The organism is uncultured Rossellomorea sp., from assembly GCF_947488365.1.
In the GTDB taxonomy this organism is placed as follows: Bacteria; Bacillota; Bacilli; order Bacillales; family Bacillaceae_B; genus Rossellomorea.
Map to the genome: position 1 here is coordinate 1 of NZ_CANKZT010000003.1, position 14960 is coordinate 14960.

General features: G+C 44.4%; 14 protein-coding genes, 2 rRNA genes and 1 riboswitch. All 16 genes read left to right on the plus strand.

Translation table 11 applies throughout. The annotated features are described in order from the left end of the window. A 23S ribosomal RNA gene (locus Q1B03_RS11295) occupies positions 1 to 179 on the plus strand; the annotation flags it as partial. A 100-nt stretch (positions 180 to 279) separates the two neighbouring features. Continuing rightward, positions 280 to 396: ribosomal RNA gene (gene rrf / locus Q1B03_RS11300) — 5S ribosomal RNA — on the plus strand. Positions 397 to 934: 538 nt separating this feature from the next. Next, entirely contained in the window at positions 935 to 1585 is a 651-nt protein-coding gene (locus Q1B03_RS11305) for a peroxiredoxin-like family protein (protein WP_299741304.1), read from the plus strand. Between the two features lie 233 nt (positions 1586 to 1818). Next, the gene (locus Q1B03_RS11310) at positions 1819 to 2370 is read left to right on the plus strand and encodes a DUF2179 domain-containing protein (RefSeq protein WP_299741305.1); all 552 of its coding nucleotides are present in this window, start codon (positions 1819 to 1821) and stop codon (positions 2368 to 2370) included. After that, complete coding sequence (locus Q1B03_RS11315; RefSeq protein ID WP_299741306.1) at positions 2367 to 2567, plus strand: NETI motif-containing protein; 201 nt, start codon at positions 2367 to 2369, stop codon at positions 2565 to 2567. The genes Q1B03_RS11310 and Q1B03_RS11315 overlap by 4 nt, the downstream gene beginning before the upstream one ends. Before the next feature lie 86 nt (positions 2568 to 2653). Beyond that, positions 2654 to 2755: riboswitch (purine riboswitch) on the plus strand. A 153-nt stretch (positions 2756 to 2908) separates the two neighbouring features. Next, a complete protein-coding gene (gene purE, locus Q1B03_RS11320; RefSeq protein WP_299741307.1) occupies positions 2909 to 3388 on the plus strand; it encodes a 5-(carboxyamino)imidazole ribonucleotide mutase in 480 nt (159 codons plus the stop codon). After that, on the plus strand, positions 3375 to 4535 hold the full coding sequence (purK, locus tag Q1B03_RS11325; RefSeq protein WP_299741308.1) for a 5-(carboxyamino)imidazole ribonucleotide synthase: 1161 nt from the start codon (positions 3375 to 3377) through the stop codon (positions 4533 to 4535). The genes purE and purK overlap by 14 nt, the downstream gene beginning before the upstream one ends. Beyond that, positions 4532 to 5830 carry an adenylosuccinate lyase gene (gene purB / locus Q1B03_RS11330; RefSeq protein ID WP_299741309.1) on the plus strand — a complete coding sequence of 433 codons (1299 nt, stop codon included), beginning with the start codon at positions 4532 to 4534 and terminating at the stop codon, positions 5828 to 5830. Before purK ends, purB begins: the two co-directional genes overlap by 4 nt. 107 nt (positions 5831 to 5937) lie before the next feature. Further along, positions 5938 to 6663 (plus strand): phosphoribosylaminoimidazolesuccinocarboxamide synthase, encoded by a 726-nt coding sequence (purC, locus tag Q1B03_RS11335; protein WP_299741310.1) that lies wholly within the window; start codon positions 5938 to 5940, stop codon positions 6661 to 6663. Continuing rightward, positions 6651 to 6905, plus strand: coding sequence for a phosphoribosylformylglycinamidine synthase subunit PurS (gene purS, locus Q1B03_RS11340; RefSeq protein ID WP_299741311.1), 255 nt, complete (start codon positions 6651 to 6653; stop codon positions 6903 to 6905). The genes purC and purS overlap by 13 nt, the downstream gene beginning before the upstream one ends. Then, complete coding sequence (purQ, locus tag Q1B03_RS11345) at positions 6902 to 7588, plus strand: phosphoribosylformylglycinamidine synthase subunit PurQ (RefSeq protein ID WP_299741312.1); 687 nt, start codon at positions 6902 to 6904, stop codon at positions 7586 to 7588. The genes purS and purQ overlap by 4 nt, the downstream gene beginning before the upstream one ends. Next, positions 7572 to 9806 (plus strand): phosphoribosylformylglycinamidine synthase subunit PurL, encoded by a 2235-nt coding sequence (gene purL, locus Q1B03_RS11350; RefSeq protein WP_299741313.1) that lies wholly within the window; start codon positions 7572 to 7574, stop codon positions 9804 to 9806. Before purQ ends, purL begins: the two co-directional genes overlap by 17 nt. Beyond that, the gene (purF, locus tag Q1B03_RS11355; protein ID WP_299741314.1) at positions 9782 to 11203 is read left to right on the plus strand and encodes an amidophosphoribosyltransferase; all 1422 of its coding nucleotides are present in this window, start codon (positions 9782 to 9784) and stop codon (positions 11201 to 11203) included. Before purL ends, purF begins: the two co-directional genes overlap by 25 nt. Positions 11204 to 11214: 11 nt before the next feature. Next, positions 11215 to 12243, plus strand: a complete 1029-nt coding sequence (purM, locus tag Q1B03_RS11360) for a phosphoribosylformylglycinamidine cyclo-ligase (RefSeq protein WP_299742597.1) — start codon at positions 11215 to 11217, stop codon at positions 12241 to 12243. A gap of 36 nt (positions 12244 to 12279) precedes the next feature. Continuing rightward, the gene (gene purN / locus Q1B03_RS11365; RefSeq protein ID WP_299741315.1) at positions 12280 to 12855 is read left to right on the plus strand and encodes a phosphoribosylglycinamide formyltransferase; all 576 of its coding nucleotides are present in this window, start codon (positions 12280 to 12282) and stop codon (positions 12853 to 12855) included. A gap of 347 nt (positions 12856 to 13202) precedes the next feature. Beyond that, positions 13203 to 14738, plus strand: a complete 1536-nt coding sequence (gene purH, locus Q1B03_RS11370; RefSeq protein WP_299741316.1) for a bifunctional phosphoribosylaminoimidazolecarboxamide formyltransferase/IMP cyclohydrolase — start codon at positions 13203 to 13205, stop codon at positions 14736 to 14738. Positions 14739 to 14960: the final 222 nt, after the last annotated feature.

Below are 14960 nucleotides of genomic sequence, written 5' to 3' on the forward strand. Positions count from 1 at the left end.
AGCTATGTGCGGAAGGGATAAGTGCTGAAAGCATCTAAGCATGAAGCCCCCCTCGAGATGAGATTTCCCATCACGTATGTGAGTAAGATCCCTAGAAGATGACTAGGTAGATAGGTCAGAGATGGAAGCATGGCGACATGTGGAGTTGACTGATACTAATCGATCGAGGACTTAACCACAAAGAGTCATTTTTAAATGAACAGATTGGTCGGTACTCGGCTTTCTTGACATCAATTCTTTATCTAGTTTTGAAGGAACAATCCTTCAATTGAATATTCGTCTGGTGACAATGGCGAAGAGGTCACACCCGTTCCCATGCCGAACACGGAAGTTAAGCTCTTCAGCGCCGATGGTAGTTGGGGGATCTCCCCCTGTGAGAGTAGGACGTCGCCAGGCAAATATGAAAAAGAGTAGCTCTTAGGGGTTACTCTTTTTTTGTTGTGTGTGAATCGATAAGTGATTTGAATTATCCTCTCCACCTCTGTGTGGGATTGGGAGATGATTGGAAAAAGACGCATAAAATGAAAATTAGACGCAAAAACTGTCGGAAATGACGCATAAATTTAAAAAACGACGCAATAACTATCACTTCAGACGCAATCACTTAAGGTCAGAACCAAAGAACCAATGATATAAAGGTCTCTGTCCCCAAGTCGGAAGCAAAAATTACTAAATTTTCATAGAGTCTATCCATAATTCACTCATTCTCTACTAAAACGTGTAAAAAAATCAATTCTACCATTCTGTTAACTACCAATATCACATCCTTCTTTCAAAACTTTCCAATTAAACCCCAAATTCAAAACCAACTAAAAAACCTAAGTCATGAACATCCCCCCATCCCAATCGACCAACATACCCAGCCAAGCACATCGCTTTTCTTTCTAATGGATCCCTCTTATACTATATACAAGTTCTAAAGGAGGTAATTCACATGACAACTACTAACATGCGTGAACAATACAATGAATACATCTCAAAATTCAAAGAGAAAACTCCTCAGGAAATCCAGGATAAGATGGGAAAAGCGATTGAAGAGCTGGCGAAGTCTGATGATGGTAAAGGTCTCCGTGCAGGGGAGAAAGCACCAAATTTCACATTACCTGACGCGACAGGCAAAGAGATTCAACTGGAAGATATGCTTAAGAAGGGTCCAGTTATCCTTACATTCTACCGTGGCGGATGGTGCCCATATTGCAATATGGAGCTGCGTGCATACCAACAGCTGATGGAAGACATTAAAGAAGCGGGTGCTGAACTGATTGCTGTTAGTCCACAAACACCGGATGCATCCCTTTCTACAAAAGAAAAGAATGAGCTTGATTACGTTGTTTTAAGCGATGAAGGAAATAAAGTGGCAGATGAATATAAGCTTGTTTATAAGCTTCCTCCTTACTTAGTAGAGATATACAAAGGCAAAGGTCTGGATCTGGAGAAAGCGAATGACAGTGATTCATGGACGCTTCCTGTTTCAGCAACGTATATTATTAAGCAGGACGGAACGATTGCTTACGAATACACAAAAGCCGATTATAAAGATCGTGTGGAACCTTCTGAGGTTGTTGAGAAGTTAAAATCGTTATAATCCAAAGCAAGACGGCTTTATGGCTGCGATGACACGCTGCCATAAAGCCGTTTTTTGTTTTAATCAGGTCAAAATAGGAAAGACACAAAGTAGGAGATCAGATTTTCTAGAAATTGTCATCGGGAAATCATTCGTAATTTTTCTTGAAGTGGTTCATATTATGGAATTTTTCTAGTAAAATAGGAACTTAATTTGAGCATACTACAAGTAGTAGTGGAGAGAGGAGCATCTTGGTGTTAGACAATAGTTTTGTGATGGTAGCGATTATTTTGATCATCAATGTTGTATACGTATCCTTTTTTACGATCAGAATGATTTTGACGTTAAAGGGTTATCGATATATTGCTGCTTTTGTTAGTACATTTGAAGTAGTGATTTATGTTGTGGGTCTAGGGCTGGTTCTGGACAATTTGAATGAGATTCAGAATCTGATTGCGTATGCGGTCGGTTATGGCCTCGGGGTGATTGTAGGGATGAAAATCGAAGAGAAGCTTGCGCTTGGCTATATTACGGTCAATGTGATTACGAAAGAATATGATAAGGCCCTTCCGAATGAACTCCGTGCAAGGGGCTACGGGGTCACGAACTGGGAAGCCAATGGACTGGAAGGAAACCGGATGGCCCTGCAGATCCTGACTCCGCGAAAGTATGAGATGAAGCTGTATAATACAATTAAAGAGCTTGACCCAAAGGCATTTATCATTGCGTATGAACCGAAAGCGATTCACGGAGGGTTCTGGGTGAAGACAGTCCGAAATATTCGTAAAGGAAAAATAAAAGAATGAGTAAAAAGAAATTATTATTTGAAGTACAAGAAAACGAGAAGATTGCGGATTGTTTAGACCGTATGAAAGAAATGGGTTATATACCGGTAAGACGGATGGAAAAACCTGTGTTTGAAGAACAAAAAGATGGAAAGAAAACAGAGTATGTCCCTATTAAACAGACAATTGTCTTCGAGGGGAAGAAGATTGAAGAGTAAACGCTTCAAATCCGAACATTAATTTTCAGACTTTTATTATCGTTCGATTATTCGTTGACAGAGCCTCTATATCACGTTATGATGGAGACAAATAAACCGAATACCCTCATATAATAATGGGAATATGGCCCATGAGTTTCTACCTGACTACCTTAAATGGTCGGACTATGAGGGAAAGTAGCTGTCTGGATACGAGCTCGTTTGTGGACCCTATCGGATAAAACGGGACCATTCTCTGTAAAATACCCAGATCAATTGCTTTCTCTCAAAAAGTAGAGAACAATTGATCTGGGTATTTTTTGTTAAGAGGGATTAAACTAGGGGAGGTGCCTGTCACCATTATGATATCAGTAATCATGGGAAGTACATCGGACTGGGAGACAATGAAGCATGCGTGTGAGGTATTGGAAGAGTTAGAGATTCCGTTTGAGAAACGAGTTGTATCGGCTCACAGGACACCCGATTATATGTTTGAGTTTGCGGAAGGTGCAAGAGCTCGCGGAGTGAAGGTCATTATTGCAGGTGCAGGCGGGGCTGCTCATCTGCCGGGAATGGTGGCTGCGAAGACCACATTGCCTGTGATCGGGGTACCGGTTCAGTCTAAGGCCTTGAACGGAATGGATTCACTGTTGTCGATCGTGCAGATGCCGGGCGGCGTTCCGGTGGCGACGGTGGCGATCGGGAAGGCAGGAGCTACCAACGCAGGACTCCTTGCCGCACAGATTCTTTCGATAGAAAATACAGAGTTGGCTGCAACTTTGGAAAATAGAAGAGATGCACTACGGGAAAAAGTGATGGAAAGCAGTGATGACCTTGAATAAAAAAACGATTTTACCAGGACAGATGATCGGGATCATCGGCGGAGGACAGCTTGGACGAATGATGGCCCTTGCTGCGAAACAAAATGGCTTTCGTGTGGCCGTTTTAGATCCGGCACCACAATCACCATGTGCCCAAGTGGCAGATCTTGTGATCACGGCCGGTTTTGACCAATATGATGCCCTTTATAGATTGGCAGAAGAGTGTGACGTAATCACATATGAATTTGAAAACATCGATTATGAAGCACTTAAATGGTTGTCGGAGCGTGCCTTTTTACCTCAAGGGGCAGAGCTCATCCGCATTACACAGGATCGCATCATGGAAAAGGAAGCCCTTACACTTGCAGGGGTGAAAGTAGCTCCTTATGCTGTGATTAAACAACAACAGGATATCTATGATAATATAGAAAAGCTTGGCTATCCAGTGGTTCTGAAAACATCAAGAGGTGGTTATGACGGGAAAGGACAGTATGTGATCAGTGAAGAGAGCGGGATAGAAGAAGCCGCTGCTTTATTGGAGAACGGTCCATGTGTGTTAGAGAAATGGATACCTTTTGAAAAAGAATTATCCGTCATCGTGACACGAAATCCCGATGGACAACAAACCAACTTCCCGGTAGTGGAAAATATTCATGTGGATAATATCTTACATGAAACGATTGCGCCGGCAAGGGTGAGTGAAGAAGTAGCAGATAATGCGATCGAGATGGCGAAGAGAATCAGTGAGACTCTTGAGCTAGTCGGAACTCTGGCCATTGAAATGTTCCTGACGGAGGGTGGAGACATCTATATCAATGAGCTGGCTCCAAGACCTCATAATTCCGGTCACTACTCAATTGAAGCGTGCGACTTCTCACAATTCGCCCAACATATCAAAGCTGTTTGTAACTGGCCGCTTGTTCAACCAACCTTATTAAAGGACGCTGTGATGGTTAACCTATTAGGAGAGCATATCGAGCCTATTATGAAGGCTGTTCCAAAGCATCCAGACTGGTTTATTCATCTTTACGGCAAGGATGTACCAAAGCCGAAACGTAAGATGGGGCATGTCACTCTTTTAACAAATGATATTGAAGAGACCTTGATGAACATAAACGAAGCTGGAATTTGGAAGGTTCAAGAGAAGATCGGAGGACGACTGGTATGATAGAACGTTATACACGCCCTGAAATGGGAGCAATTTGGACAGAGGAAAATCGTTTTCAAGCATGGCTTGAAGTAGAAATTTTGGCTTGTGAAGCGTGGGCTGAAATCGGGGACATTCCGAAAGAGGATGTTGCGAAGATTCGTGAGAACGCGGGATTCAATGTAGATCGCATTAAGGAAATAGAAGAAGAAACGCGACACGATGTTGTAGCTTTCACCAGAGCGGTTTCTGAAACCCTCGGAGAAGAAAGAAAATGGGTTCATTACGGATTGACTTCTACTGACGTAGTGGATACGGCACTTTCTTATCAATTAAAGCAGGCCAATGACATCATTCTAAAAGACTTAGAGCGATTCGTAGAAATTTTAAAGAACAAAGCGATCGAGCACAAACATACGGTCATGATGGGCCGTACGCACGGAGTTCATGCTGAGCCGACTACTTTCGGTTTGAAGCTCGCCCTTTGGTATGAAGAAATGAAGCGTAATGTTGAACGTTTCAAAGCAGCGGCAGATGGAGTGGAATTCGGTAAGATTTCCGGTGCAGTTGGAACGTATGCGAATATCGATCCATTTGTAGAATCGTATGTGTGTGAAAAACTTGGCATTAAGCCGGCACCAGTTTCAACACAAACACTTCAGCGTGATCGTCATGCTCATTACATGGGGATACTTGCCCTGATCGCGACTTCGATCGAAAAATTTGCCGTTGAGGTCCGTGGTCTTCAAAAGAGTGAAACCCGTGAGGTGGAAGAGTTCTTCGCAAAAGGTCAAAAAGGATCATCGGCCATGCCTCATAAACGTAACCCGATCGGTTCAGAGAATATGACGGGAATGGCTCGTGTAATCAGAGGCTACATGCTGACAGCTTATGAAAACGTGCCTCTATGGCATGAGCGTGATATCTCTCACTCATCAGCGGAGCGTGTAATCCTGCCGGATGCGACGATTGCTCTTAATTACATGCTGAACCGTTTTGGGAATATCATCAAGAACTTGACGGTCTTCCCGGAGAATATGCAGCGCAATATGGATCGTACGCTTGGCTTGATCTACTCTCAACGTGTTCTTTTGGCCCTTATCGATAAAGGGATGACACGTGAAGAAGCGTATGATACGGTTCAGCCGAAAGCGATGGAGGCATGGGAGAAGCAAGTGGCATTCCGTTCCTTGATTGAAGAAGACGACACGATTACGTCAAAGCTTTCTCCAGCGGACATTGATGATTGTTTCGATTACAATTATCATTTGAAGCATGTGGATACGATTTTTGAACGTTGCGGCTTGGTAGAATAAGTCCTTCTGATAATTGAATAGGGCAGGGGTTTTAGCAGAATCCCTCCCTTTTTTTATGGAAATATAGACTGAAGATTGGCAATATTACGTTAACAGGGGGATTTCATATGGAAAAAGGGACACTTTTATATGAAGGCAAAGCGAAACAAATCTTTGCAACACAGGATGAAGATGTTGTTTGGATTCAATATAAGAATTCCGCCACTGCTTTTAACGGGGAGAAAAAAGCGGACATCGACGGCAAAGGGGTTTTAAATAATAAGATTTCGAGCTTGCTATTTTCAAAGCTTGCTGAAAAAGGGATACAGAGTCACTTTATTAAACAGTTATCGGATTATGAGCAGCTGGTCAAACGTGTACGTATCATCCCGCTTGAAGTCGTGGTTCGCAATGTGATTGCGGGAAGCCTTTCGAAGCGACTCGGTAAAGAAGAGGGAACCCCACTTCAGAAGCCGATCATCGAATTTTACTATAAGGATGATGATCTGGGTGACCCACTCATAACGGATGATCACATTGATTTCCTGGAGATTGCTTCACGGGAAGAACGCGCTGAGATAAGAGAAATGGCTCTTGGAGTAAATGAGGTCCTTCAAGGGATTTTCAAAGAAGTGGGAGTCACACTTGTCGATTTCAAATTAGAGTTTGGGAAAGATCGTAACGGTTCAATTTTATTAGGGGATGAAATATCGCCTGACACATGCCGTTTATGGGATGCAGAGACCAACCAAAAGCTGGATAAAGATGTTTTCAGAAGAGATTTAGGCAGTTTAACAGAAGTATATTCAATTATTTTAGAACGCTTAGGAGGAAACAAGCTATGTACAAAGTAAAAGTTTATATCACATTAAGAGAAAGTGTATTGGACCCTCAAGGAAGTGCTGTTAAACATGCGTTACATTCAATGGAATTCAAGGCTGTTGAAGATGTGCGCGTCGGTAAGTATATGGAGCTTACTCTTCCATCTTCTGTGGAAAACGTGGAGGCTGCGGTTGAAGAAATGTGTCACCGACTACTCGCAAACCCTGTCATTGAGGATTATCGATATGAAATCGAGGAGAGTGTGGCTCAATGAAGTTTGCAGTGATTGTATTCCCAGGTTCTAACTGTGACATCGATATGTACCATGCGATTAAAGACGAAATCGGCGAAGAAGTCGAATACGTTTGGCACGATGCTGATAATCTGGAAAACTATGATGCTATTCTATTACCAGGCGGATTCTCTTACGGGGATTACCTTCGTTCAGGTGCGATTGCCCGCTTCTCAAACGTCATGAAAGAGGTCGTGAAAGCGGCGGAGCAAGGAAAGCCGGTTTTAGGTGTATGTAACGGATTTCAGATTTTACTAGAAACAGGCTTACTTCCGGGAGCTATGCGCAGAAATGATAGCTTGAAGTTCATTTGTAAAACCGTTCCGTTAACGGTAGAGAACAATGAAACGATGTTTACGAATGGTTATGAAAAGAATGAAGTAATCCAAATTCCGATAGCACACGGAGAAGGAAATTACTTCTGTGATGAAGATACGATGAACACTCTTAAGGAAAACAACCAAATTGTTTTCACGTATAGTGATGAAAATCCCAACGGTAGTGTGGAGAACATTGCGGGGATTACAAATGAGGCTGGAAATGTCCTCGGTATGATGCCTCATCCGGAACGGGCCATGGACACTTTATTAGGTAGTGAAGACGGGAAGAAACTATTTCAATCGATTGTGAAACACTGGAGGGAAAAACATGTCGTTAATGCTTGAACCAACTTCAACAAAAGTGAAAGAAGAACAGCTTTATCGTGAGATGGGTTTAACAGACGAAGAATTTTCAATGGTGGAAAACATCCTGGGAAGAACACCGAACTACACAGAGACCGGGCTTTTCTCTGTTATGTGGTCAGAGCATTGCAGCTATAAAAATTCGAAACCTGTACTTATGAAATTTCCAACGACAGGTGAAAGGGTTCTTCAAGGACCTGGAGAAGGAGCTGGAATTGTTGATATTGGCGATGATCAAGCAGTGGTGTTCAAAATCGAGAGTCACAATCATCCGTCAGCCATCGAGCCTTTCCAAGGAGCGGCAACGGGTGTCGGGGGTATTATACGAGACGTATTCTCGATGGGGGCAAGACCTATCGCACTCCTCAACTCTTTACGCTTTGGAGAGCTGGATTCTCCTCGTGTTCAGTATCTATTTAAAGAAGTCGTAGCAGGTATTGCCGGGTATGGAAACTGTATCGGGATCCCAACGGTAGGAGGGGAAGTTCAATTTGATGCCTCTTACGAAGGAAATCCACTTGTAAACGCCATGTGTGTCGGTTTGATTGATCATAAAGATATTAAAAAAGGTCAGGCCCATGGTGTTGGTAACACGGTGATGTATGTCGGGGCGAAAACAGGGCGTGATGGAATTCACGGAGCCACCTTCGCATCCGAGGAATTAAATGAAGGGTCAGAAGAGAAGCGCCCGGCGGTTCAAGTGGGAGATCCATTCATGGAAAAATTACTTCTTGAAGCGTGTCTTGAACTCGTTCAGAACGATGCCCTTGTTGGTATACAAGATATGGGAGCGGCTGGTCTTACAAGTTCATCAGCTGAAATGGCAAGTAAAGCGGGATCCGGGATCGAAATGAATCTTGACCTTGTCCCGCAGCGCGAAAGAGGCATGACGGCATATGAAATGATGCTTTCAGAATCCCAGGAGCGTATGCTGATCGTCGTTGAAAAAGGACGTGAGCAAGAAATCGTTGATCTTTTTTCAAAATATGACTTAGAGGCAGTTTCGATCGGTAAAGTAACGGATGATAAGCGTCTACGTCTTCTTCATAAAGGGGAAGTCGTGGCGGATGTGCCGGTAGATGCACTTGCTGAGGAAGCACCGGTTTATCATAAGCCATCTCAAGAAGCGGCTTACTACAAAGAGTTTCAAGCAATGGAAACAGTATCTCCAAAAGTAGACGATTATAAAGAAACCCTTAAGGCGCTCTTGCAGCAGCCGACGATTGCGAGTAAAGAATGGGTTTACGATCAATATGATCATCAAGTAAGAACAAGTACGGTTGTAAGTCCGGGTTCTGATGCAGCGGTCGTACGGGTACGCGGCACTAGAAAAGCCCTTGCCATGACAACGGATTGTAATTCCCGTTACCTTTACCTGGATCCGGAGGTCGGAGGAAAGATTGCGGTAGCTGAAGCGGCACGTAATATCGTTTGTTCAGGAGCGATTCCACTGGCGATTACGGACTGCTTAAACTTCGGGAATCCAGAGAAACCGGAAATCTTCTGGCAGATTGAAAAATCAGTTGACGGAATGAGTGAGGCGTGCCGTGAGCTATCGACTCCTGTCATCGGTGGAAATGTATCCCTTTATAACGAATCAATGGGTACTGCCGTTTATCCAACTCCGGTAGTTGGAATGGTTGGATTGATTGAAGACGTCGACCATATTACTACACAAAGCTTTAAGGAAGCTGGAGATTATATCTTTGTCATTGGTGAAACCCATGAAGAGTTTGGCGGAAGTGAGCTTCAAAAGCTGACTGAAGGAAAAATCTTCGGTAAGGCACCGAAAATTGACTTGAAAACGGAGCTTCGTCGTCAAATGCAGCTTTTAGAAGCGATTCAAAAAGGTCTTGTGGCATCGGCCCATGATATCGCTGAAGGTGGTTTCGCCGTCGCTCTTGCAGAATCCACGTTTGGAACAAATGGATTAGGAGCAAAAGTAGAGCTTTCGGGAGAAAACAATATAGCGGACCTTTTCAGTGAAACACAATCACGTTTCATCGTTTCAGTTAAACCTGAAAACAAAGACGAGTTCGAGAAGCTTGTTCCGGATGCCAAGGCAGTAGGAAACGTAGCAGATCATGAATCAATTACGGTGTCATCAGGAAATGGAGAAATCATCTTACAAGCTTCAGTTGAGGAATTAGAGTCAGCTTGGAAAGGAGCCATCCCATGCCTGCTGAAATCAAAGGCTTAAACGAAGAATGTGGAGTGTTTGGCATTTGGGGACATCCTAATGCCGCACAAATTACGTATTATGGACTTCATAGTTTACAGCATAGGGGACAAGAGGGAACAGGGATCGTCGTTTCTGACGGTGACAAGTTACGTTGCTTAAAAGGGGAAGGCCTCGTAACGGAAGTGTTCCAGGAGGGTACCATCGAGAAGCTTGATGGGGATGCAGCCATCGGTCATGTACGATATGCGACTGCTGGGGGCGGAGGCTATGAAAATGTTCAGCCTCTTCTTTTCAACTCCCAGAATGGCAGCCTTGCTCTTGCCCATAATGGAAATCTAGTCAATGCGAACGCCTTGAAGCATCAGCTTGAAGGACAGGGGAGTATTTTTCAAACAAGCTCGGATACAGAAGTGTTAGCTCACTTGATTAAAAGAAGCGGCTATTTCAACTTGAAGGACCGCGTGAAAAATGCGCTGACCATGTTGAAGGGCGCCTATGCATTTGTGGTGATGACGGAAACAGAAATGATGGTGGCCCTGGATCCGCACGGTCTACGCCCACTATCACTTGGTAAGCTTGGGGATGCTTACTGTGTTGCGTCAGAAACATGTGCCTTTGATATCGTGGGGGCTGAATTTGTACGGGATATCGAGCCCGGGGAACTTGTGATCATCAATGATGAGGGAATGACCTCAGAACGGTTCAGTTTTTCAGGTGGGAATGCGATGTGTACGATGGAATACGTATACTTCTCAAGACCTGACAGCAACATTCAAGGAATCAATGTCCATTCCGCCAGAAAAAGAATGGGAATGGAACTAGCGAAAGAAGCGCCGATTGAAGCGGATGTTGTAACGGGTGTACCTGACTCCAGCATCTCCAGTGCGATCGGCTATGCAGAAGCATCAGGAATTCCGTACGAATTAGGCCTTATTAAGAACCGTTATGTAGGTCGCACGTTTATCCAGCCTTCTCAATCTCTTCGTGAGCAGGGAGTGAAGATGAAGCTTTCGCCAGTCAGAGGAGTGGTAGAAGGGAAACGTGTGGTAATGGTAGATGATTCGATCGTACGCGGAACAACAAGTAGACGAATCGTCAGCATGCTGAAAGAAGCCGGAGCCAAGGAAGTTCATGTGTGCATCAGTTCGCCGCCCATCAAGAACCCTTGCTTCTACGGGATTGATACGTCGACTCATGAAGAGCTGATCGCTTCTTCCAATTCAGTGGAGGAAATGCGCCAGATCATCGGAGCCGACTCCCTGACCTTCTTGAGTACAGATGGTGTGTTAAAAGCGATTGACCGAAATGATTCGTCAGAGAATCGCGGTCAATGCTTGGCTTGCTTTACAGGGAAGTATCCAACCGAAATCTACCCGGATACACTTCATCCACATGAAAAAGAGTTAGTGAAATAGGGGGAATCATGATGGCAAACGCGTATCGTCAAGCAGGAGTAGATATAGAAGCGGGATACGAATCAGTCGACCGCATCAAAAAGCATGTGAAAAGAACAGCTCGAGAAGGGGTTCTTGGTCAATTAGGCAGCTTTGGCGGAATGTTCGATTTATCTCCTTTGAATTTAAAAGAGCCTGTTCTTGTATCAGGTACGGATGGAGTCGGAACGAAGCTGAAGCTTGCGTTCATGGCAGATAAGCACGATACGATCGGGATTGATTGTGTGGCCATGTGTGTGAATGACATTGTCGTTCAGGGGGCGGAACCCCTGTATTTCTTAGATTATATAGCTACTGGAAAAGCAATTCCAGAGAAGATAGAAGGTATTGTAAAGGGTATTGCGGACGGATGTGAAATGGCTGGCTGTGCGCTGATCGGTGGCGAAACTGCCGAGATGCCTGGTATGTATTCTGATGAAGAATATGATATCGCCGGCTTTGCGGTAGGGGCTTGTGAAAAAAAAGAGATTATCACAGGTGAAAAAATTTCTGATGGAAATGTGTTAGTCGGACTGGGTTCCAGTGGTATACACAGTAATGGGTACTCTTTAGTACGAAAAGTATTCTTCGAAGATCAGTCGTTCTCTTTGGAAGAAACATTACCAGAGCTTGGAGCCACACTAAAAGAAGCGTTACTGACACCAACCAAGATTTACGTGAAACCAGTGTTAGCTGCACTGAAGCAATTCTCCATCAAGGGGATGTCCCATATTACAGGCGGAGGCTTCATTGAAAATATCCCACGGATGCTGCCGGATCATTTGCAAGCAGACATTACAGAAGGAAGCTGGGATATCCCAAGTATTTTCACGGCCATTGAGCACTATGGGGAAATTCCCCGCAGCGAAATGTACAACATATTTAATATGGGAATTGGATTTGTGTTAGCGGTTGAAGAAAAGGAAGCAGAAGACATTCTTCAATTCTTCAACGAACAGGGTGAAGAAGCCTTTATCATCGGACGTGTGACCAGTGGAACCGGGGTACGTTTCGTTCGTTGAAATGAAGGGTGAGTAAGTCAATATCGGGGGCGAGTCATGAGACAGATTGCCATTTTTGCATCAGGAAGCGGAAGTAATTTTCAAGCATTGGTAGATGCTGTTCAAGGTGGAACACTGAAAGCGAATATTAAACTTCTTGTATGTGATCAGCCGGGAGCGTTCGTTATTCAACGCGCCCAATCAGCAGGTATCCCTGTTTTCATTTTTCGGGCGAAAGATTATGAAAACAAGCAGGCGTTTGAACAGGAAATCCTAAATGAGCTGGCTCATTTGGGTGTTGATTTTATTGTATTAGCAGGGTATATGAGATTGATTGGCCCTACCTTATTGGAAAGTTTCGGAGGACGGATCGTGAATATCCACCCTTCCCTTCTTCCATCCTTTCCGGGAAAAGATGCCATCGGTCAAGCCATCGATGGGGGAGTGAAGATCACCGGCGTCACCATTCACTATGTAGACGCTGGAATGGATACAGGCGAAATCATCGCACAGGAAATCGTCCGGGTGACAACAGGCGAAACCAAACAATCACTCCAGGACAAAATCCAGCACGTCGAGCACCACCTATACCCAACTACCCTCAACCACCTCTTCCTCACCACAGGCCACTAAAGGTGTAGAGTGAAAAGGGATTGCTTTATCGTGGTAGTGTGGTAAAGTGTTGGGGGGCGGACCTTGGGTTTGATTTCATTATAAGGAATGGGTGGAGCAGTGATAGCGTGGGCATACGGTCAGGGTTGGGTGCGTTATTTGCAATTTGGCACAACAAAAGCTGAAAGTGGCACAACATTCCCCAATCCGGGTGGAATGGAGTAAACAAAACAGCCCAGATAAACCGTTTCATAAACCCCGCCCTGCCTTTCCACCCTTTTATTTTATGAAAGCCCTCTAATCAATCTCCAATTTAAGAAAATAATGAAATAAAATCAGCATTACAGCAGGCAGAGGAGGATCAGACATTGAAAAAGAGAGCATTGATCAGTGTTTCAGATAAAAGCGGAGTCATCGAATTTGCTAAAGAATTAAAGTCACTCGGGTACGAGATCATTTCTACAGGTGGAACAAAAAAGCTTCTTCTGGAAAGTGACGTTGACGTTATGGGAGTTGAAGAAGTAACAGGTTTTCCTGAAATTTTAGAAGGCCGTGTGAAGACCCTTCATCCTAATATCCACGGTGGGCTACTTGCGAAACGCGGGGAAGAAAGCCATCGCCAGCAGCTTCAGGAGCAAGGAATCGAAGGAATCGACCTGGTATGTGTCAACCTTTATCCGTTTCAACAAACCATCGCTAAACCGAATGTCGGCGTAGAAGAAGCAATCGAGAATATCGATATCGGCGGTCCAACGATGCTGCGAGCGGCAGCAAAAAATCATCAATACGTAACGGTGGTAGTCGATGCGCTGGACTACGATGAAGTCATCAATGACTTGAAGCTGCAAGGGGAATTATCATTAGAAAAACGCCGCAAGCTGGCGGCTAAGGTGTTCCGTCATACGGCAGCTTATGATGCATTTATCGCTGAGTACATGACTGACATTTCAGGTGAAGAAAACCCGGAGCGCTTTACAAGAACGTACGAGTTAAAACAGACGTTGCGCTATGGGGAAAACCCTCATCAGCAGGCCTCTTTCTACCGTGCACCACTTGGCTCTGAATTCTCTGTAGCCATGGCAAGACAGCTTCACGGAAAAGAGCTCTCTTATAATAATATCAATGACGCGAATGCGGCTCTTCAAATTGTGAAAGAGTTTACGGAACCAGCGGCAGTCGCTGTAAAGCATATGAATCCATGTGGTGTTGGAGTAGGTACGACGATTTATGAAGCCTTCTCTAAAGCCTATGAAGCCGATTCTACTTCTATTTTTGGTGGAATCGTGGCACTGAACCGTATCGTGGATGAAGAAACGGCCAAGCAGCTTCATGAAATTTTCTTGGAGATTGTCATTGCTCCTGCTTTTAGCGATGAAGCATTTGAGATTCTTTCAAGCAAGAAGAATATCCGTTTATTAACGGTTCCATTTGAATCCACAAACAAAATGGAACGTAAATTGACAACCGTTGAAGGTGGATTGCTTGTTCAGGCGGATGACACATTTACCCTTGATGATGCTGATCTGAGAGTGGTAACAAAACGTCAGCCAACAGAAGCAGAGTGGGCAAGCATGAAATTAGGTTGGAAAGTTGTTAAGCACGTGAAATCCAACGCAATCGTTGTAACGGATGCTCACATGACAGTGGGAGTCGGGGCAGGTCAAATGAACCGCGTAGGAGCTGCAAATATTGCCTTGGAGCAAGCAGGCGAAAAAGCAAAAGGAGCAGCGATGGCATCTGACGCCTTCTTCCCAATGGACGACACCGTAGAAGCAGCAGCCAAAGCAGGGATAACAGCCATCATCCAGCCAGGAGGCTCCATCCGGGACGAAGACTCCATCAAAAAAGCCGACCAATACGGCATCACCATGGTCTTCACCGGAATCCGCCACTTCAAACATTAATTTGAGGGACGGACCTCCCTTATAGAAAGAAGCTTTTGTGAAATTACCGTATAAACCATGTGGGGGAACGATTTGTTGGGAACTGGGTGATTAGTCAGAGAGTGGGCAGAGGGACGGACCTCGGCCAAGCTCATACCCATTACCATATCTCTACCCCCGCCTAACCATAGATCCATTCCACATACAACCTCTCCTCATCTTCAACTCTGGTAGGAGAGGTTT

Coding starts and splice junctions, on each gene's coding strand:
- Q1B03_RS11305 (WP_299741304.1), top strand. CDS start 935: ATGACAACTACTAACATGCGTGAACAATACAATGAATACATCTCAAAA.
- Q1B03_RS11315 (WP_299741306.1), top strand. CDS start 2,367: ATGAGTAAAAAGAAATTATTATTTGAAGTACAAGAAAACGAGAAGATT.
- purE (WP_299741307.1), top strand. CDS start 2,909: ATGATATCAGTAATCATGGGAAGTACATCGGACTGGGAGACAATGAAG.
- purK (WP_299741308.1), top strand. CDS start 3,375: ATGACCTTGAATAAAAAAACGATTTTACCAGGACAGATGATCGGGATC.
- purB (WP_299741309.1), top strand. CDS start 4,532: ATGATAGAACGTTATACACGCCCTGAAATGGGAGCAATTTGGACAGAG.
- purC (WP_299741310.1), top strand. CDS start 5,938: ATGGAAAAAGGGACACTTTTATATGAAGGCAAAGCGAAACAAATCTTT.
- purS (WP_299741311.1), top strand. CDS start 6,651: ATGTACAAAGTAAAAGTTTATATCACATTAAGAGAAAGTGTATTGGAC.
- purQ (WP_299741312.1), top strand. CDS start 6,902: ATGAAGTTTGCAGTGATTGTATTCCCAGGTTCTAACTGTGACATCGAT.
- purL (WP_299741313.1), top strand. CDS start 7,572: ATGTCGTTAATGCTTGAACCAACTTCAACAAAAGTGAAAGAAGAACAG.
- purF (WP_299741314.1), top strand. CDS start 9,782: ATGCCTGCTGAAATCAAAGGCTTAAACGAAGAATGTGGAGTGTTTGGC.
- purM (WP_299742597.1), top strand. CDS start 11,215: ATGGCAAACGCGTATCGTCAAGCAGGAGTAGATATAGAAGCGGGATAC.
- purN (WP_299741315.1), top strand. CDS start 12,280: ATGAGACAGATTGCCATTTTTGCATCAGGAAGCGGAAGTAATTTTCAA.